Below are 19,177 nucleotides of genomic sequence, written 5' to 3' on the forward strand. Positions count from 1 at the left end.
TGTGGAGCAAGAGCTGGGCTGGACGCAGTGACCAGCCCATGCTTGGTAGGCGCTCAGTTCACCCTTGACGGCAACCTTCGCGAGAGTTGCCTGTGGCTCGGCTTCCCTGCCGTATGAGTGCCAGATAGGCCCCAAGCGAAACGAGCCCTCCTAGTGCGATGGCGATGGCCATGGTGCGTGAGGTGCCGTCGTGGAACTGGCCGACCAGGGCGCCGCCCAGGGCGGCGATGGTCATCTGCAGGAAGCCGAACAGCGACGAGGCCGAGCCGGCACACTGCGGGTTCGGTGCCAGGGCGCCGGCCATGCTCTGCGGCATCACGATCCCGAAGCCGAACAGGAACAGGATGTGCGGGCCGATAACTGCCCAGGGCTGGTGGACGCCGCCTAAGGCGAGGAGCGCCATGATGGTGCCGGCAAGTGCACACATCAGGGTAGCCAGCATCAGCAGCCGGTCTCGCCCCAGTCGGTGGCTGTAGTGCCCGCTGAACAGGGTGCCCGAGAAGAACCCCACCACGATCAGGATGAAGCCGACCCCGTACTGGAAGGGGGAGAGCCCCATGTATTCGATCAGCACGAAGGAGGAACCGGAGAGGAAAGCGAAGAGGCCGGCGAAGCCGCTGGCATTGATCAGGGTATAGCCGACGAAGCTGCGCTGGGTCAGCAGCATGCGGTAGTTGGCCAGGATCACCCTGGGGGCCACCGACTGTCGGCGACCTGGTGGCAGCGGTTCGGGCATCAGCAGCGCCAGAATCAGCAGCATGATGGCGGCATAGACCGCCAGCAGCATGAAGACCGACTGCCAGCCGAAGAACAGCAGCAGCCCCGCCCCTACCACCGGCGCAAGCGCCGGGGCCAATGCCATGGTACTGGCCATGTAGGAAAGCACACGTCCAGCCTCGACAGGGCCGTAGATGTCGCGCACCGCGGCGCGCCCCAACACCGGGCCGGCGGCACCCCCGAAGGCCTGCAGGAAGCGCCCCGCCAGCAGCCATTCGACAGTCGGGGCAAAGACACACAGCAGGCTTGCCAGCAGGAAGAGGGTGAAGCCGGCGATCATCACCGGGCGCCGCCCGAAGCGGTCGGAGATCGGTCCGCACAGCAGTTGGGCCATGGCGAAACCGGCCATGTAGAGGCTCAGCGTCAGCTGAATCTGGTCGGGCCCGGTGGCGAGGGCCTCGGCCATGGCCGGCATGGCCGGCAGGTACATGTCGGTGGCCAGAGGACCCAGGGCGGTCAGTGCGGCCAGTACGATGATGGTGGCAGGGGAAGTCAGCCGGAGCATGGGGTCCTCCTTGATCTTGTCGTGTAGTGACGTAAAAGCGGGCACGGTACGGCGTCATGCCGTATGCCGTGCCCGCTCGGTGGCCCGCCAGTTTCTATCAGGGGGCGTCCGGCTGCGCCTCCGGTGCCGCCTGCCGGAAGGCCGGCAGGGCACGACAGTTGGCGACGATGCGCTGGATCGTCGGGTAGGCCGAGAGATCGCACTCGAAGCGTTCGGCGTTATACACCTGAGGCACCAGACAGATATCCGCCAGAGTCGGTGTGTCGCCGTGACAGAAATCGCCGGTTCCGGCCTCGGTGGTGAGTAAGGACTCCAGCGCCTGGAAGCCCTCGGCGATCCAGTGGCGGTACCAGGCAAGCTTGGTCTCGTCATCCGCCCCGAGCTCACCTACCAGGTGCTTGAGCACCCGGAGGTTGTTGAGCGGGTGGATCTCACAGGCTACGACCTGGGCCAGGGCACGAACCCGGGCACGCTCGGTGACGTCCGCCGGGAGCAACGGGGGTTCCGGGTAGCGCTCATCGATGTATTCGCAGATGGCCAGCGACTGGGTCAGGGTGACGCCTGCATCCGTGACCAGTGAGGGCACCATGCCTTGGGGGTTGCGCCCCAGGTTGGCGGCTTCCCGCTGCTCACCCTTGACCAGGTTGACAGGTGACTGGTCGTAGTCGATCCCCTTGAGGTTCAGCGCGATCCGCACCCGGTAGGCGGCCGACGAGCGGAAGTAGCCGTAGAGCGTGGTCATTATCGCATCTCCGCTGGCTTACCTGGATTCGTACTTGACGACCTGCTGGTCGATGGCGCCGAAGATGCTCTTGCCTTCACGGTCGAACATCTCGATGCGAACCCGGTCACCGAAACGCATGAAGGGGGTCTTGCTGTCACCGTGGAGGATCTTCTCCACCATGCGCACCTCGGCCAGGCAGCTGTAGCCCACGCCGCCATCTGCTACCGGCTTTCCGGGGCCGCCATCGGGGTCCGGGTTGGAGACGGTGCCGGAGCCGACGATGGCGCCGGCGCCCAGATAGCGGGTGCGAGCCGCGTGGGCCACCAGCTGCGGGAAGCTGAAGATCATGTCGGGACCGGCCTCGGGCTCACCGAACTTCTCGCCGTTGAGGTGAACGGTCAGCGGCAGGTGCACCTTGCCCTCCTGCCAGGCATCACCCAGCTCGTCCGGGGTGACCGCGATGGGCGAGAAGGCGGAGGCCGGCTTGGCCTGGAAGAAGCCGAAGCCCTTGGCGAGCTCGCCGGGAATCAGGCCGCGCAGGCTGACGTCGTTGACCAGCATCACCAGCTTGATGTGCTTGGCGGCCTGTTCGGGAGTGACGGCCATGGGCACATCGTCGGTGACCACGGCGATCTCGCCCTCGAAGTCGATGCCGTGCTCCTCGCTGATCGCCTCGATGTCCTCGGTCGGCGCCAGGAACTTGTCACCGCCGCCCTGGTACATCAGCGGGTCGTGCCAGAAGGTCTCGGGCATCTCGGCGTTGCGCGCCTGGCGGACCAGCTGGACGTGGTTAAGGTAGGCAGAGCCGTCGGCCCAGTGGTAGGTGCGTGGCAGGGGGGAGTGCAGGGCACTCTGGTCGAGATCGAAGGCCCCCTCGGCCTTGCCGTCATTGAGCTCGGTGTAGCGTGCCTCGAGCTTGGGGCTAACGGCGTCCCAGGCCTCGATCGCCTGCTGGAGCGTCGGGGCGATGTCGGCGGCACTTACCGCACGGGAGAGGTCACGAGAGACGAGTAGCAGTTCGCCGTCGCGGCCTTTCTTCAAGGTTGCCAGTTTCATTCGAATTCGGTCCTTTCGTCAGGGGCGGAGCCCGAAGGCCCCGCGTTGGTGCATCGGTCTGGCTCAGCGCTGATTTGGGGTGAAGTTGGAGCGCAGGGTCGACCAGACATCCACATAGTCGCGTTGGCGATACTCGGTGGCGAGAGCGGCCTCGGTGGGGTGATAGACATAGCGGCTCTCGAACATGAAGGCCAGGGTATCACCCAGATGTTGCGGCTTCAGTTCGGCGTTGGAGGCCTTGTCGAAGGTCTCGGCATCGGGGCCATGGGGCGACATGCAGTTGTGCAGGCTGGCGCCACCCGGCAGGAAGCCTTCGGCCTTGGCGTCGTACTCGCCGTGGATCAAGCCCATGAACTCGCTCATCAGGTTGCGGTGGAACCAGGGCGGGCGGAAGGTGTTCTCGGCCACCATCCAGCGCGGCGGGAAGATGACGAAGTCCAGGTTGGCCATTCCCGGGGTATCCGAGGCCGAGGTCAGCACGGTGAAGATCGACGGGTCGGGGTGGTCGAAGCTGACCGTGTTGATGGTGTTGAAGTTGGCCAGGTCATACTTGTAAGGCGCGTAGTTGCCGTGCCAGGCGACCACATCCAGCGGTGAGTGGTTCAGGCGCGTCTCCCAGAAGCGGCCGGAGAACTTGGCGACGAGTGAGAAGTCGCCCTCGAGGTCCTCATAGGCGGCCACGGGACTCTGGAAGTCGCGTGGATTGGCCAGGCCATTGGCGCCGATGGGCCCCAGGCCAGGCAGCTCGAGCGGGCTGCCGTAGTTCTCGCAGATATAGCCGCGTGCGGCATCGACACCCTTACCCTTGCGCACCTGGAACTTGATACCGCGGGGGATCACGGCGATTTCGCCACCTGCGACGTCGATCTCACCGAACTCGGTACGCAGATGCAGCGCGCCAAGCTGGGGTACGATGAGTATCTCGCCATCCGCTGAGTAAAAGAAGCGATCGGTCATGTCCTCGTTGAAGGCATAGACATGCACCCCGACACCGGTCTGGGCACCGGCATCGCCGTTGACGGCGATGGTCAGCAGGCCATCGATGAAGTCGGTTGGCTCGGAGGGCAGCGGGGCAGGATCCCAGCGCATCTGGTTGGGGTCGGCAGCCGGCTTGTCCAGCGGTGAGGTATGGACCTGACGGTTCTCCAGCGGCTGGTAGGCGCTCTGGACCACCGAGGGGCGGATGCGGTAGAGCCAGCTTCTTAGGTTCTGATGGCGGGGTGCCGTGAAGGCCGAGCCGGTCAGCTGCTCGGCATAGAGCCCATATGGGCACTTCTGCGGCGAGTTCTGGCCTTCGGGCAGCGCCCCCGGCAGGGCCTCGGTGGAGAAGTGGTTGCGAAAACCGTTCTGATAGCTCAGTTGTTCAGCCATTGCTGTGTCCTCTTCGGTGCCTTTCGTTGTTTTGACGTGACCCGTTATCGCGTTTTATCGGCGTCGCGGGTGGCAAGGGTCAGGGCTTCTTCCAGGACCTGCTGCTCACCGATGTGGTTGGCCAGCAGGAGGATGAGTCGCGCGTTGATCTGTTCGCTTTCTGCCTCGCTGCGCTCCCGATGGGCATCGGTCAGGGCTGCGTAGAAGGCATCCGGATCGGTGAAGTTCGGGTTCAGCTCAAGCCGTGACATGGGGGGAGGCCTCCTCTACAAGATGCTTTCCCAGAGCGCGATCGATGGCGGTTTCGACAGCACTGCGCTGGAACTCCGCCCATCTCGCCGTGATGTGCTGGTCGGGGCGGACCAGATAGGCAGCCCCCGGCCCCAGGCCATAGCGCTCGACGACCAGGCCATCGGCATCCTCCATCAGGGTGGTTCGCGGCAGGCCGCTCAGTGCCCGGGAAGCCGGCCCCAGGACTAACAGGTCCAGATCTGGCTGCGACTCGAGTAGGGTCTCGAGTTCCGGTGCCAGCGCCTCTGCCTGGCTGGTCGGCAGTCGGGCGTCCAGCAGCAGCACGAAACGGTTACCGAGCTGGTTGAGCAACCAGGCGTTCTCGCCGCAGAGCCGGATCGGCGCGTCCTTGGCCGGGCTGCCGGGCCGCAACTCTTTCGGGAAGCTGTGATCGTCGTCCCCATTGAGCGGCGAGTCCTCATAACGGCAGGGCATCGACAGACGGCCGCTGTTGACCAGGCTGCGGGCGAAGGGGTATTGCTCGGCCAGTTCCAGGGTAGTGTCGCGGAACAGCCGGCTGACGCGGCTCTTGGGCGTGATGAAGTCGGTGGCGCGTGTCGAGTTGAGGATGTTCTCCGTTGCCCCGTGCTGGCGCTCGGTGTTGTAGGTCTCTAGCAGGGCGTCTGGCGCCTCGCCCTTGAGAACGCGCGCCAGTTTCCAGGCCAGGTTGTCGATGCCCTGGGCGCCGCCGTTGGCGCCGCGTGCGCCGAAGGGGGAGACCTGATGGGCGGCGTCGCCCATGAAGAACACCCGGTGATGGATGAAGTTGTCCATCTTGCGGCAGCGGAAGGTGTAGACGCTGGCCCACTCCAGTTCGAACTCGACCTCTTCGCCGAGCATCTGCTGCACGCGGGGGCGAATGTTCTCTTCCTTCTTCTCCTCTTCCGGATCTGCATCCCAGCCAAGCTGGAAGTCGATGCGCCAGACGTTGTCCGGCTGCTTGTGCAGCAGCACCGACTGGTTGGGATGGAAGGGCGGGTCGAACCAGAACCAGCGCTCGGTGGGGAAGTCGGCCTTCATGATCACATCGGCGATCAGGAAGCGGTCCTGGAAGATCTGCCCCTTGCTCTCCAGGCCGAGCATGTCACGGATCTTGCTGTTGGCGCCGTCGGCGACCAACAGGTAGTCGCAGGTGAGGCGGTACTCACCATCCTGGGTAGAGACCGTGATCGCCGTATGTTCGGGCTTGGCATCGACCTCGGTGACCTTGTGCAGCCAGCGCAGGTCGATGTGCTCCTTCAGATCTTCGGCCCGATCGACCAGGTACTCCTCGAGGTAGTACTGCTGAAGGTTGATGAAGGCCGGTACGCGGTGTCCCTCCTCCGGCAGCAGGTTGAAGTCGTAGACCTCGCGCTCCTGGAAGAACACCCGGCCGTGCTGCCAGGTCACGCCCTTGTCGAGCATGGGCTGGGCACAGCCGAGTCGATCCATGATCTCAAGGGTGCGCTTGGCAAAGCAGATCGCTCGTGAGCCGACGCTGACGGTATTGTTGTCGTCCAGCAGTACGCTGTCGATGCCCTGTTGAGCCAGGTCGATTGCAGCGGTCAGGCCGGAGGGACCGGCACCGACGATCACCACGGGGCAGTGTCGGGTCGATGACTGGTCGAGCTCCGTCGGGCGTCGATAGGGATAGACAGGATTCTTGTAAGTGGTTGGCATGGCGTGCTCCCGAAAGGCCGCCGATGCCTTGGCATCGGCGGTTGCCCTGATCCGTTACTGCTTCTCTACCGCTTCCTGCAGCGAGTGCCACATCTCGGTATCGCGCTCGGCGGTCCAGATGCGCGGATCCGGATATTCGCCACCCGCCTCATCAAAGCAGCGAGTGATATCGAAGGGCAGGCAGTGATCGAAGATCACCCAATGGCCGTACTTGGGCTTGAGCTTGGCGTAGGTCTCGGAGTAACACTCGGAGAGTGACTTGCCGGCGGCCTTGCCCGCCTTGACGCTCTCATACATGTCGGCGAGGAAGTCGCGGGTGCCCTGGATCGCCTCCTGGCACTGCTCGGGTGTCTGCAGCGCCTCGCCGCGCCCCGGCACCAGCTTCTCGGGCTTCATGGCCTGCAGGCGGTCCAGGGTGGCGGGCCAGTATTCGTGATAGGCGTCGCCGGTATAGGGGGTCGCGCCGTACTCCACCAGGTCGCCGGAGAACATCACCTTGTCATCGGGCAGCCAGACGATGGTGTCGCCCTTGGTGTGGCCGCGGCCGAGGTGGATGATGCGCACCTCGCGCTTGCCCATGTAGACCGTCAGCTCTTCCTGGAAGACGATGTTCGGCCAGGTCAGGCCGGGCACGGAGTCCACACCCTTGAACAGGCGCGGGAAGCGGCCGACTTCGGACTCGTAATCCTGCTGGCCACGCTCCACGATCAGGTCGTAGGTGTGCTGGCTGGCATAGATGTTCTCGGCCTCGTAGGCGGAGGCCCCCAGCACCCGCACGGCATGATAGTGGGTCAGCACCACGTGCTTGATCGGCTTGTCGGTGATCTCACGGATACGGCGGATCACGTCCTGAGCCATGATCGGCGTGGCCTGGGTGTCGATGACCATCACACTGTCATCGCCGATCACCACGCCTGTGTTGGGGTCGCCCTCGGCGGTGTAGGCGTAGAGGCCTTCGGCCAGCTTGTCGAAGCTGATCTCTTTCTCTTCCGTGTCGGCGTGGGATGCGAACTTCTTGCTCATGCTTCCTCCGGTGTCGTCGGGTCGCGCTTGGCGTCTTGTGAATCGGCAGCATAGTTACTTCTGAAACTATATGTCCAGCATTGACTGAGAAACAACTGGGGAGTTTGCCAATCGGAGGCTTAAAAAATTGACTGTAATCAGTATATTTTGGCATTGATTAAACTTAAGTCTAATGGTGTATGCTGCCAATTTAGTTGCGATAGATACTTTATGCCGGCATGGTGTCCGCCATGGAAAGCGCCATCTGTCGCTTCTCCGCGACCCCCTTGATGAATCAGGAGCACGAAAAAATGTATAAATCCGCTCGCTTGATACTGGGTGCCGCCGGTGTCGCCACTCTCGCCATGTCGACTCCCGTCTTGGCTCAGACCACCCTCACAGTCAGCACCTGGGGGGGACCCAATCACGGCATCAATACCATCGTCTGGCCAACCTGGAAGGCCTGGATCGAGGAGGCCACCGAGGGGCGCGTGACCCTTGAGGTGGTGCATGACATGGGGCCCCCCGACTCGCAGATGGAGATCGTTGCCGATGGCATAGGCGATGCCACCTGGGTCTTCCATGGCTTCAACCCGGGGCGCTTCGAGCTGACCAAGCTTCCGGAATTCCCCACCTTCGAGGGCTTCTCCTCAGAGGATGCCTCAGCCGCCTATTGGCGAGCCCATCAGGAGTTCCTGGCCGAGGCCGGTGAGCACCGCGGTGTCGATGTCGTGGCTGTCGGGGTGCATGGCCCCGGGCAGATCTTTACCGGGGAAATGGTCGAGAGCCTCGACGCCCTGGAGGGCAAGCGTATTCGCGTCGGCGGTGGCGTGATGGGCGACCTCGCCCAGGCACTAGACCTGACCGGCGTGGCGCTGCCCCCTACCGGCGTGTACGAGGCGGCCTCCCAAGGGGTTATCGATGGCGCCATGCTGACCGAGGAGGGGCTGCGCAGCTTCCGGGTAGCTGAGGTGCTGCCGCATACCCTGACCGTGGATGGTGGCTTCTATCGTGGCAGCTTCTCCATTGCCATGAACCCGATGTTCTGGGAGCGGGTATCTCCTGAAGATCGTGAGGCGATCCTGGAGGTATCTGGCGAACCCCTGTCGCGGCTTTTCGGGCACATGATGGATGAAGTGGATGCCCGCGGCGTGGCCTTCGCCGAAGAGCAGGGCAATACATTCACCGAAGTTCCGGAATCCGATGTCGAGAGCCTCCGTGACATCAGTGATCAGATGGTCGCCGGTTGGGCAGCTTCCGTGGAGGAGCGCGGAGTGGATGGCATGGCTGCTATCGAATTCTTCCGTGACCAACTGGAAGTGGCTGCTGAAGAAGAGAGCATCGCGGATCAGGTCGTGAGCGAGTAATACGCTAGCCAAGGCGAGAAATCACCATGACAAACTCAGTATCACAATGGTCGCGCATCGGCCGTGTACTGCAGTTGATGCTGGAGGGGGTGGCGGGCGCCACGCTCTTCGGCATGATGCTGCTGACCACGGTGGATGTGGGCGGCCGCTACTTCTTCAACTCGCCGATCCTTGGTGCTGTCGAGCTGACGCAGCTGATGCTGGCGGCGCTGGTGTTCCTGTCGCTGCCGGTAGTGTGCTGGCGGCAGGAGCATGTCAGCGTGGACCTGCTGGATGCCATCTTTCCCTCTCGGTTCATCTGGGTGCGGGAAGTGCTGGTGAACCTGGTAGTGACGGCAGCGCTCTGGGTGATGTCCCTGCGCGTGTGGGCCCTGGCCGAACGGGCCTTTTCGTGGGGTGATGTCACCGAGTTTCTGCGCATTCCCTACGGCTACCTGATCGGGCTGATCTCGATCATGCTGGCCCTGTCGGCGCTGCTGACCCTGGCGCGGGCGGTGCTGTATCTGCTGGAAGGGTTCAAGGTGGTCAAGCGAGGCGGCCCGCTGAGCCCAGGAGGGAACCATGACTGAAGCACTCTACGGATTTGCGGCTTTGCTGGTGCTGGTGTTCCTGCGGGTCCCCCTGGCCTTCGCGATGGGGATCGTCGGTTTCGCCGGCTTCTACTACCTGACCGGTAACGTGAGCGCTGCCGAGTCGATGGCGGCGCGGCGGGTGGTGGATACCGCCATGGACTACGGTCTGTCGGTGATCCCGCTGTTTATCTTGATGGGTAACTTCGTTTCCCATGCCGGGTTGTCGGATGCCCTGTTCCGGGCCTCCAATGGCTTTCTGGGACACCGCAAGGGCGGCCAGGCGATGGCTACCATCGTGGCCTGCGGTGGCTTCAGTGCCATCTGCGGTTCCAGTCTTGCCACTTGCGCCACCATGGGACGCGTCGCCATGCCGCAGATGCGCAAGTATGGCTACAAAGACTCGCTGGCCTCGGCCTCCATCGCCGCCGGCGGCACTCTGGGCATCCTGATTCCGCCCAGCGTGATGCTGGTGATCTACGGCATCCTCACCGAGACCAGTATCCGCGAGCTGTTTGCCGCAGGCTTCATTCCCGGCATCCTCGGGATCTTCCTCTACCTGGGGGCGGTCAAGTGGGTGCTGTGGCGCGACCCCGACGCGGGCCCGGCGGCGCAGAAGGTGCCCTGGCCGGAGCGCATCGCCGCACTCAAGAGCGTGGGCAGCACCCTGGCGCTGTTCGTGCTGGTGATCGGTGGCATCTATCTGGGGATCTTCACCCCCACCGAGGCGGCGGGCATCGGCGCCATGGGGGCCTTCCTGATCGCTCTGATGCGCCGTTCCCTGTCACCGCGAGTGTTGATGAACGTGCTGATGGACACGGTGCGTACCACGGCGATGCTGTTTGCGGTGGTGCTGACGGCGCTGATCTTCGCCAACTTCATCAACCGAGCTGGACTGCCCAATGATCTGCTCAACCTGGTCACCGGCATGAACGTGGCGCCCTTCGTGGTGATCCTGACGATCATCGCCATCTATGTGGTGCTGGGCTGCGTGTTCGAGAGCATGTCGATGCTGCTGTTGACGGTACCGGTGTTCTTCCCGGTGGTGGCGGGGCTCGGCTATGACCTGGTGTGGTTCGGCATCCTGGTAGTGATCGTGATCGAGATCAGCCTGATCACGCCGCCGGTGGGGATGAATGTCTTCGTGCTGAGGGCGGTGCTGCCGGATGTGGCGACGGGGACGATCTTCCGCGGGGTGACGCCGTTCTGGGTGGCTGGCACGATTCGCGCCCTGCTGGTGCTGCTGCTCCCCGGTATCGTACTCTTCCTTCCTGACCTGCTTTACTAGGCAATTACTATGGATATAGAGGAAAGTGCGCCACAGGAAGGAGTGACCGAGAAGGCCAGCAGTCAGGCTGCTGGCCATTCCAAGCCAGAGATAGATCTCAATCAGTTTCTCCCCTACAGGTTGAACAAGTTGGCGGACCGCATCAGCGATGAGCTGGAGCGTATGTACTCCCAACGTTATGGCCTCAACGTCGCCCAGTGGCGAGTGTTGTCATGGCTGAGCCACTGCGATGACCTGACCGCCAAGAAAATTTGTGCATATACCAACATGGATAAAGCACGGGTATCACGCGCGATACAGGCCCTGGAGGACAGGGGGCTTATCAAGCGCAGCCCCTCACCTCACGATCAGCGTGTCCATGATCTGCATCTGACACAGGAGGGGGGGCGGTTGCTGGAGGGGCTTATTCCCGATGCTCACTCTTGGGAGTCTGAACTGGTCTCCACGCTGAGTGCCAGCGAGTACCGTGACCTGCTGAATGCCATGAGCAAGCTGGAGCGGCAGCTTGAGCGTATCGGTTAGGGCGCGAAGCCAGGACAGCGCTACCTGATTCCCTCTTGTCGGCAACGTGGCACTGGTCATGTTGCCGTTTTTGTTGCAAGCCATTACCGCATCTCGAGCCTCTTCTTTCTGGCAGGAAATCTGCAATGCCATGATTATAAGCATTTTTTTTGGCGCAATACTTAAGTTGTATTATCTATTGGTCGTGTGAGGATTGCGGGGTGGAGGATTACGAGGCATTGTATCCCACGAAGTGTTTCCTGTTTTGGCTCTGAGCTGAAGAAATTGTATCGCATTAGGCCTGTATCAGGCCTCGCCGGCCCATTCGCCAGGTTCACAGGATGAAAGCCACCTACTAACCGAGCGCGTGCCGCTCGCCCCGTGAAGTCGGAGGATACTTACAATGAACAAGACTACAGGCCTGATCCTAGGCACCCTGACCGCTGCTGTGATGAGCTCTACTGCCCTTGCCGAGACCACGCTGACTATCAGTACCTGGGCTGGCCCCAATCATGGGATCAACACCATGGTATGGCCAACATGGGGAGCATGGATCGAAGAAGCCACGGAGGGCCGCGTCAAGGTCAATGTGGTGCATGATATGGGGCCGCCCGACTCCCAGATGGAGATCATCGCCGACGGCATCGCCGATGCCACCTGGATTTTTCATGGCTATAACGCGGGCCGCTTCGAGCTGACCAAGCTGCCTGAATTCCCCACCTTCGAGGATTTCTCCTCTGAAAATGCTTCAGCCGCATACTGGCGAACCCATCAGGAGTATCTGGCCGAGGCCGCTGAGCATCGTGGCGTCGATGTGGTAGCCGCCGGTGTCCACGGTCCCGGCTGGATCTTCAGCAGCGAGCAGTATGAGACCCTTGAAGACATGCAGGGCAAGCGTATCCGTGTCGGTGGGGGGGTAATGGGAGACCTTTCCGAGGCTCTCGGCCTGACCGGCGTTGCCCTGCCGCCTACCGGCGTCTACGAGGCAGGCTCCCAGGGTGTCATCGATGGTGCCATGCTGGTTCCCGAGGGCCTGCGTAGTTTCCGCGTAGCCGAGATTTTCCCGCACACCCTCAAGGTGGATGGCGGTTTCTACCGCGGAAGTTTCACCATCGCCATGAATCCGATGTTCTGGGACAGGATCTCCCCCGAGGATCGTGAGGCCATCGAATCTGTTTCCGGCGAGCGTCTGTCAAGGCTGTTCGGATACATGATGGACACCATGGATGTGCGCGGCGTGGAGTTCGCCGAGGAGCAGGGCCACACCTTCACCGAACTGGGAGCTGAGGATCTCGAGACGCTGCGCGGCATCAGCGATGAGATGATTTCCGAGTGGGCCGACAAGGTCTCCGACAGCCGCGGGGTTGATGCGATGGCGGCCATCGAGTTCTTCCGTGAGCAGCTCGCCGTTGCCGCCGAGGAAGACTCCGTGGCTCCCCTGGTACCGGACGAGCTTAAGTAAGCGCTTCATTCATACGCCAGGTACTCATACTGATATTGAACCCGAGTCCGCGCCACACCGGCACCTGTCACGTTTCCGGTATGGCGCGGATTTGCGTTCTATCGAGGTGTACGCTCCCTCGCCAACAGGAGTTCTACTATGCAGACCCTGACGATGCGCCCGGCTCGTATTGGCCGTGTACTGCAGTTGATGCTGGAGGGGGTGGCGGGCGCCACGCTCTTCGGCATGATGCTGCTGACCACGGTGGATGTGGGCGGCCGCTACTTCTTCAACTCGCCGATCCTTGGTGCTGTCGAGCTGACGCAGCTGATGCTGGCGGCGCTGGTGTTCCTGTCGCTGCCGGTAGTGTGCTGGCGGCAGGAGCATGTCAGCGTGGACCTGCTGGATGCCATCTTTCCCTCTCGGTTCATCTGGGTGCGGGAAGTGCTGGTGAACCTGGTAGTGACGGCAGCGCTCTGGGTGATGTCCCTGCGCGTGTGGGCCCTGGCCGAACGGGCCTTTTCGTGGGGTGATGTCACCGAGTTTCTGCGCATTCCCTACGGCTACCTGATCGGGCTGATCTCGATCATGCTGGCCCTGTCGGCGCTGCTGACCCTGGCGCGGGCGGTGCTGTATCTGCTGGAAGGGTTCAAGGTGGTCAAGCGAGGCGGCCCGCTGAGCCCAGGAGGGAACCATGACTGAAGCACTCTACGGATTTGCGGCTTTGCTGGTGCTGGTGTTCCTGCGGGTCCCCCTGGCCTTCGCGATGGGGATCGTCGGTTTCGCCGGCTTCTACTACCTGACCGGTAACGTGAGCGCTGCCGAGTCGATGGCGGCGCGGCGGGTGGTGGATACCGCCATGGACTACGGTCTGTCGGTGATCCCGCTGTTTATCTTGATGGGTAACTTCGTTTCCCATGCCGGGTTGTCGGATGCCCTGTTCCGGGCCTCCAATGGCTTTCTGGGACACCGCAAGGGCGGCCAGGCGATGGCTACCATCGTGGCCTGCGGTGGCTTCAGTGCCATCTGCGGTTCCAGTCTTGCCACTTGCGCCACCATGGGACGCGTCGCCATGCCGCAGATGCGCAAGTATGGCTACAAAGACTCGCTGGCCTCGGCCTCCATCGCCGCCGGCGGCACTCTGGGCATCCTGATTCCGCCCAGCGTGATGCTGGTGATCTACGGCATCCTCACCGAGACCAGTATCCGCGAGCTGTTTGCCGCAGGCTTCATTCCCGGCATCCTCGGGATCTTCCTCTACCTGGGGGCGGTCAAGTGGGTGCTGTGGCGCGACCCCGACGCGGGCCCGGCGGCGCAGAAGGTGCCCTGGCCGGAGCGCATCGCCGCACTCAAGAGCGTGGGCAGCACCCTGGCGCTGTTCGTGCTGGTGATCGGTGGCATCTATCTGGGGATCTTCACCCCCACCGAGGCGGCGGGCATCGGCGCCATGGGGGCCTTCCTGATCGCTCTGATGCGCCGTTCCCTGTCACCGCGAGTGTTGATGAACGTGCTGATGGACACGGTGCGTACCACGGCGATGCTGTTTGCGGTGGTGCTGACGGCGCTGATCTTCGCCAACTTCATCAACCGAGCTGGACTGCCCAATGATCTGCTCAACCTGGTCACCGGCATGAACGTGGCGCCCTTCGTGGTGATCCTGACGATCATCGCCATCTATGTGGTGCTGGGTTGCGTGTTCGAGAGCATGTCGATGCTGCTGTTGACGGTACCGGTGTTCTTCCCGGTGGTGGCGGGGCTCGGCTATGACCTGGTGTGGTTCGGCATCCTGGTAGTGATCGTGATCGAGATCAGCCTGATCACGCCGCCGGTGGGGATGAATGTCTTCGTGCTAAGGGCGGTGCTGCCGGATGTGGCGACGGGGACGATCTTCCGCGGGGTGACGCCGTTCTGGGTGGCTGGCACGATTCGCGCCCTGCTGGTGCTGCTGCTCCCCGGTATCGCGCTCTTCCTTCCTGACCTGCTTTACTGATGCGAGGGGCGTGAAGTTGGGCTGGAAGCCATAAGTGATACAAGAATCTCCCTCATAAATGTTTTTTAAGTGTCAAAAGTCGCCCTGATTTGACTCGAGTCAAATCAGGGCGACCTGCGTTGAGCTACTCTGAAAGTGAGCAGTAACTGACACCAGATGAGGAGAACAGCAATGGAAAGGTTATCTGATTACATTCAGGGTGAGCGTGTGGTCCGTGAACTTCGCAGCCATGCCCCGGAGGCGCTGGAAGAATTGGCTCGCGACCTGGAGCAGCCGCTGAACAGGCCACTGGAAAAAGCAATCGGCAGGACTCTCGATGACCGTCGGGTGCCCGACTTCCAGGCCTCCGAAGTGTTGATGCCGGCGATGATGAAGACCTTCGAGGTGCCCACCGCTGCTATTGCCGAGGATGAAATGGCGTTACTGGAGTCTGTCTGCAATCGCTGCGATGTGGTTGGCCATTGCTGGAAGGCGATGCGTAACGGCGCAGGTGCCGAAGCTTGTCGTGGCTTCTGCCCCAATGCCAAGAGCTTCATGGCTCATGGCGGTGAAGAGAGTGAGCCAGTAGCAGAATGAGCGGTGTGGCATGGCGGTTAGCCAATAATTGCCATGACGGATGCGCTGAGTGGTCGTCGGCCATTAGGGCGGGCCACTCACACAGCAGTAAATGAATAAGCGAGTGCCACCATGCCGATCTCGGCGTTGGTGGACACCCGCTTGGTGATAGTATCCAGCTATGTTTCCTGGCAGGACATGCCGTATCAGCTGAGGCACTCGGGTAGGGGATCAGTGCAGCAAAATCCCCAATACCGGTATCGTGAACTTACTGTCGCTTTGCGACCAACGTCAGAATGTCATAGCTGGCCACCAGCTCGTCGTTCTGGTTGGTGACTGCCACGTCCCACATGACCACCCCCTGGGGGTGCCCCTCGGGTGAGGTTCGGCCCTGATCGATTTTGCGCTTGCACGTCAGGCGAGCACGGATGGTATCGCCGGCGACCACAGGGTTGATGAATCGAAGGGTGTCGATGCCATAGTTTGCCAGCACAGGGCCTTCGCCGGCATAGACGAACAGACCGGCGGCGGCGGAGAGCACGAAGTAGCCATGGGCGATGCGCTGGCCGAACTGGGTCTCCTTGGCGGCGATCGCGTCGAAGTGCATGTAGAAATGGTCGCCCGAAAGGCAGCCGAAGTTGACGATGTCGGCCTCGGTGACGGTGCGGCGATGGGTCAGCAGAGATTCGCCCACCTGCAGGTCGTCGAAGTGGCGACGGAAAGGGTGGATATCGTTCTCGATCACCGTGGCGCCACGCACATACTCGCGGGTCACCGCGGCGACCATGGTGGGTGAGCCCTGGATGGCGGTGCGCTGCAGATAGTGGTGCACGGAACGAATGCCGCCGAGTTCTTCGCCACCCCCGGCGCGACCCGGACCGCCATGCTTGAGCATGGGCAGCGGGGAGCCATGGCCGGTAGACTCCTTGGACGCTTCGGCGTTCAGGATCTGCAGGCGACCGTGCTGGGCGGCCAGCACCGGGATCATCTCGGCGGCGATGGCCGGATCCTTGGTGGTGAGCGTGGTGACCAGGCTGCCTTTGCCCTTGGCGGCGATGGCCAGGGCCTCGTCGATGCCGTTGTAGGGCATCAGGGTGGCTACCGGACCGAAGGCCTCGATGTCGTGGGCGCCGCCGTCGTTCATCGGGGTGCGGCTGACCAGCAGATGAGGCGCGATAAAGGCGCCATTCTCCACTCCTTCGCCCGTGGGGCGGAGGCCTTCGGTTCGGCCGTACGCGCACTCGCTGGTTTCCAGCAGGCGATCGATGGCGGCCGTGACGTCTCTCAGCTGGTCATGGGAAGCGAGAGCGCCCATGCGGACGCCGTCAGCGGCGGGGTTGCCGAAGGCAATCTTGCTCAGCCGCTGTTTGAGGCGTTCAGCCAGGGCGTCCAGATGCTCGGCTGGCACCAGCACCCGGCGTATGGCGGTACACTTCTGGCCAGCCTTGGCGGTCATCTCCTTCGCTACTTCCTTGGCGAAGATATCGAATTCGTCGTCTTCCGGGGTGACATCCGGGGCCATGATGGCGCTGTTGAGGGAGTCCGCCTCGGCGTTGAAGGGGATGCTCCTGGCCATGATGTTGGGGTGGCTCTTCAACTTCAGGGCGGTACTGGCTGAGCCGGTGAAAGTGACGAAATCCTGCTCTTCGAGTCTGTCCAGCAGGTCGCCGGTTCCGCCGATGATCAATTGCAGCGCGCCTTCGGGGAGTAGGCCGGAATCGTTGATGACCCGCACAGCGGCTTCGGTGAGGTAGCTGGTAGCCGTAGCGGGCTTGAAGATACACGGCATGCCTGCCAGAAAGGCTGGGGCAAATTTCTCCAGCATGCCCCAGATGGGAAAGTTGAAGGCATTGATGTGCACGGAGACGCCACGACGAGGCACCAGGATATGGGTCCCGTTGAAGTGATTGTCCTTGCCGAGCTGGGTAACAGGTCCCTCATGGGCCACGTTGCCGGAGGGCAGCTCCTTGCGGCCGGTGGAGGCGTAGGCGAACAGGGTGCCGAAGCCGCCGTCGATGTCGATCCAGGAGTCGGCCTTGGTACAACCGGTATGATAGGAGGTCGCGTAGAGCTCTTCCTTGCGGCCCTGGATATAGATAGCCAGTTCCTTGAGGATGGCGGCGCGCTGTTGGAAATCAAGCGCAAGGAGACTCTTCACCCCGGTGGAACGGGCATAGTCGACTGCCTGGGCGAAGTCGATGGTTTCCTCGTGGGTATGCGCAACGGTATCACCGTTGATGGCGCTGGGCAGTGCCTTGGCTGGCGTTTCTCCCAGCCACTTTCCGGCAATGTAACTCTGTAGGACTGACATTAAGCGTTCTCCCGGTAATAAGTGTGGGTCGGTGACGATCTTGCTTCGTCACCGTGACCAGAGCGTGGCGTGGAGTGAGCGTATCGAGGGATTAGGGTGGCTCAGCCGATCATCAGCGCTGATCGAAGTCGAGGGTCACTTCATCGGTGAGAGGGTGAGCCTGGCAGCTCAGCACATAGCCCGCCTCGATTTCGTGCTTCTCGAGGCCGTGGGTCACATCCATATCCACTTCGCCCACTACCAGCTTGCACTTGCAGGTGGAGCAGACGCCGGCCTTGCAGGAATAGGGAAGGTCCATGCCGTTGGCGATCCCGGCATCCAGGATGTTTTCGCCTACTGTGGCCAGATCGAACATCACGGAGCGGCCATCTGCGACCACGGTCACCTTGCTGCTCTTCTCCTCGCCATACTCCGCGATGCGCTGCTGCGCCTTCTCGAGCATTTTCTCGGAGTCCGCAGCAGAGTTAGCGAACAGCTCATAATGGATCTGCTCATTGCTCAGGCCCTCGAGGCGAAAGCCATGCGAGACCTCCGCCATCATGGCCTCGGGGCCGCAGATAAAGGCTTCATCGGTGTTCTTGATATCGATCAGGCCACTTTTCTGAAGTTCGTAACCCTTCTTGTTGTCGATCTTTCCGTTGAGAAGGTCAGCGCCCTGGTCTTCATAGTTCATGATGTTGAGCCACTGGAAACGATCCATGTGGCGATTCTTTACGAAGCTCAGCTCATCCTTGAACATCACAGAATTGCTGCGGCGGTTGCCATAAATCAGCGTCACCTTACTGTTGGGCTCCGTATCAAGAACAGATTTCACGATCGACAGTACCGGTGTGATGCCGGAGCCTGCGGCAATACACATGTATTGCTTGGCATTGTTTTCATCCAGCTGCGTATAGAAGCTGCCCTGTGGCGGCATGACATCGATCTCCATGCCGCGCTTGAAATGGTCATTGGCATAGTTGGAGAAGCGACCATTCTTGACGCGCTTTATGCCGACTCGCATATGGCCATCCTTGACGCCGGAACAGATAGAGTAGGAGCGGCGGACCTCCTCGCCATCAATCCTGGTTCGCAGTGTCAGGAACTGTCCCTGAATGAAGTCGAAGGTTTCCTTCAGCTCCTCGGGTATGTCAAAAGTCACACGTATAGCGGTGTCCGTCTCCGGCTGGACGTCGGCGATTCTCAGCGTATAGAAGTTCGTGTCTGACATCACGTAGCCTATATTGTCTTGAAATAATCGAAGGTCTCCTTGCATGATTGGCACTGAAACAACGCCTTGCATGCAGTGGAGCCAAATTCACTGAGGAGCCGTGTATCGCGCGAGCCACAGCGTGGGCAAAGCGCCTGTGAGTCGGAGCTCAAGCCCTCCTCGGAGGCCTCGACATCCTCCGGGGGAGCGATGCCGTAATTGCGTAGCTTGCGGCGCCCGTCGGAGGACATCCACTCAGAGCTCCAGGCCGGTGATAGCTTTACCTTTACCTCGAGTCTCTCATATCCCTTGGCGTACAGGGCAGCCTCGATATCTTCGGTAATGGTGTTTATTGCCGGGCAGCCAGAATACGTCGGTGTGATAGTGACGATGATGTAATCACCCCGCCGCTGGATGTCGCGAAGTATTCCCAAGTCCCAGATACTCAGTGCCGGAATTTCGGGATCCTTGACGTCATCAAGCAAGTCCCAGAGCTCTTTTACTTCGGAAGTGTTGCGCTGCTGTAACCGGTGGTACTCTTCCTCCGGCATCAACGAGATTTCGCTCATGATCCATTACCA

General features: G+C 61.6%; 18 protein-coding genes. 8 read left to right on the forward strand and 10 right to left on the reverse strand.

Going from position 1 to position 19,177, the window contains the following annotated elements; translation table 11 throughout:
- Positions 1–58 precede the first annotated feature (58 nt).
- From ACJ7IV_RS00285 to ACJ7IV_RS00315, 7 genes are all read right to left on the reverse strand, one after another.
- On the reverse strand, positions 59–1,282 hold the full coding sequence (locus tag ACJ7IV_RS00285) for a multidrug effflux MFS transporter (protein WP_483865285.1): 1,224 nt from the start codon (positions 1,280–1,282) through the stop codon (positions 59–61).
- Positions 1,283–1,379: 97 nt separating this feature from the next.
- Positions 1,380–2,024, reverse strand: a complete 645-nt coding sequence (gene maiA, locus ACJ7IV_RS00290) for a maleylacetoacetate isomerase (protein ID WP_483865286.1) — start codon at positions 2,022–2,024, stop codon at positions 1,380–1,382.
- Positions 2,025–2,042: 18 nt separating this feature from the next.
- Entirely contained in the window at positions 2,043–3,062 is a 1,020-nt protein-coding gene (locus tag ACJ7IV_RS00295; protein ID WP_483865287.1) for a fumarylacetoacetate hydrolase family protein, read from the reverse strand.
- 63 nt (positions 3,063–3,125) lie between these two features.
- Entirely contained in the window at positions 3,126–4,433 is a 1,308-nt protein-coding gene (hmgA, locus tag ACJ7IV_RS00300; protein ID WP_483865288.1) for a homogentisate 1,2-dioxygenase, read from the reverse strand.
- A gap of 44 nt (positions 4,434–4,477) precedes the next feature.
- Positions 4,478–4,684 carry a DUF2783 domain-containing protein gene (locus ACJ7IV_RS00305; RefSeq protein ID WP_483865289.1) on the reverse strand — a complete coding sequence of 69 codons (207 nt, stop codon included), beginning with the start codon at positions 4,682–4,684 and terminating at the stop codon, positions 4,478–4,480.
- Positions 4,671–6,383, reverse strand: a complete 1,713-nt coding sequence (locus ACJ7IV_RS00310; RefSeq protein ID WP_483865290.1) for an FAD-dependent oxidoreductase — start codon at positions 6,381–6,383, stop codon at positions 4,671–4,673. Before ACJ7IV_RS00310 ends, ACJ7IV_RS00305 begins: the two co-directional genes overlap by 14 nt.
- 54 nt (positions 6,384–6,437) lie before the next feature.
- Entirely contained in the window at positions 6,438–7,406 is a 969-nt protein-coding gene (locus ACJ7IV_RS00315; protein WP_483865291.1) for an MBL fold metallo-hydrolase, read from the reverse strand.
- Positions 7,407–7,696: 290 nt separating this feature from the next.
- Here ACJ7IV_RS00315 and ACJ7IV_RS00320 point away from each other — a divergent pair, with 290 nt between their 5' ends.
- From ACJ7IV_RS00320 to ACJ7IV_RS00355, 8 genes are all read left to right on the forward strand, one after another.
- A complete protein-coding gene (locus tag ACJ7IV_RS00320; protein WP_483865292.1) occupies positions 7,697–8,752 on the forward strand; it encodes a TRAP transporter substrate-binding protein in 1,056 nt (351 codons plus the stop codon).
- A gap of 26 nt (positions 8,753–8,778) precedes the next feature.
- The gene (locus tag ACJ7IV_RS00325; RefSeq protein ID WP_483865293.1) at positions 8,779–9,321 is read left to right on the forward strand and encodes a TRAP transporter small permease; all 543 of its coding nucleotides are present in this window, start codon (positions 8,779–8,781) and stop codon (positions 9,319–9,321) included.
- Positions 9,314–10,609, forward strand: coding sequence for a TRAP transporter large permease (locus ACJ7IV_RS00330; RefSeq protein ID WP_483865294.1), 1,296 nt, complete (start codon positions 9,314–9,316; stop codon positions 10,607–10,609). The genes ACJ7IV_RS00325 and ACJ7IV_RS00330 overlap by 8 nt, the downstream gene beginning before the upstream one ends.
- Before the next feature lie 9 nt (positions 10,610–10,618).
- On the forward strand, positions 10,619–11,131 hold the full coding sequence (locus ACJ7IV_RS00335; protein ID WP_483865295.1) for a MarR family winged helix-turn-helix transcriptional regulator: 513 nt from the start codon (positions 10,619–10,621) through the stop codon (positions 11,129–11,131).
- 382 nt (positions 11,132–11,513) lie between these two features.
- Entirely contained in the window at positions 11,514–12,572 is a 1,059-nt protein-coding gene (locus tag ACJ7IV_RS00340) for a TRAP transporter substrate-binding protein (protein ID WP_483865296.1), read from the forward strand.
- Positions 12,573–12,710: 138 nt separating this feature from the next.
- Positions 12,711–13,253 (forward strand): TRAP transporter small permease, encoded by a 543-nt coding sequence (locus ACJ7IV_RS00345; protein ID WP_349607416.1) that lies wholly within the window; start codon positions 12,711–12,713, stop codon positions 13,251–13,253.
- Positions 13,246–14,541, forward strand: coding sequence for a TRAP transporter large permease (locus ACJ7IV_RS00350; RefSeq protein WP_483865297.1), 1,296 nt, complete (start codon positions 13,246–13,248; stop codon positions 14,539–14,541). Before ACJ7IV_RS00345 ends, ACJ7IV_RS00350 begins: the two co-directional genes overlap by 8 nt.
- Before the next feature lie 171 nt (positions 14,542–14,712).
- Positions 14,713–15,117: a hypothetical protein gene (locus ACJ7IV_RS00355; RefSeq protein WP_483865298.1), complete on the forward strand. Its 405-nt coding sequence runs from the start codon at positions 14,713–14,715 to the stop codon at positions 15,115–15,117.
- A gap of 247 nt (positions 15,118–15,364) precedes the next feature.
- Here ACJ7IV_RS00355 and paaZ read toward each other — a convergent pair whose 3' ends face one another.
- The 3 genes from paaZ to paaD all read right to left on the reverse strand — a co-directional run bounded on the left by paaZ (position 15,365) and on the right by paaD (position 19,165).
- Positions 15,365–17,407 carry a phenylacetic acid degradation bifunctional protein PaaZ gene (paaZ, locus tag ACJ7IV_RS00360; protein WP_483865299.1) on the reverse strand — a complete coding sequence of 681 codons (2,043 nt, stop codon included), beginning with the start codon at positions 17,405–17,407 and terminating at the stop codon, positions 15,365–15,367.
- A 112-nt stretch (positions 17,408–17,519) separates the two neighbouring features.
- Positions 17,520–18,617: a 1,2-phenylacetyl-CoA epoxidase subunit PaaE gene (gene paaE / locus ACJ7IV_RS00365; RefSeq protein ID WP_305797801.1), complete on the reverse strand. Its 1,098-nt coding sequence runs from the start codon at positions 18,615–18,617 to the stop codon at positions 17,520–17,522.
- An 8-nt stretch (positions 18,618–18,625) separates the two neighbouring features.
- Positions 18,626–19,165 carry a 1,2-phenylacetyl-CoA epoxidase subunit PaaD gene (paaD, locus tag ACJ7IV_RS00370; RefSeq protein ID WP_483865300.1) on the reverse strand — a complete coding sequence of 180 codons (540 nt, stop codon included), beginning with the start codon at positions 19,163–19,165 and terminating at the stop codon, positions 18,626–18,628.
- Between the last annotated feature and the right edge of the window lie 12 nt (positions 19,166–19,177).

The sequence above is a fragment of the Halomonas sp. C10-5 genome, assembly GCF_057169305.1.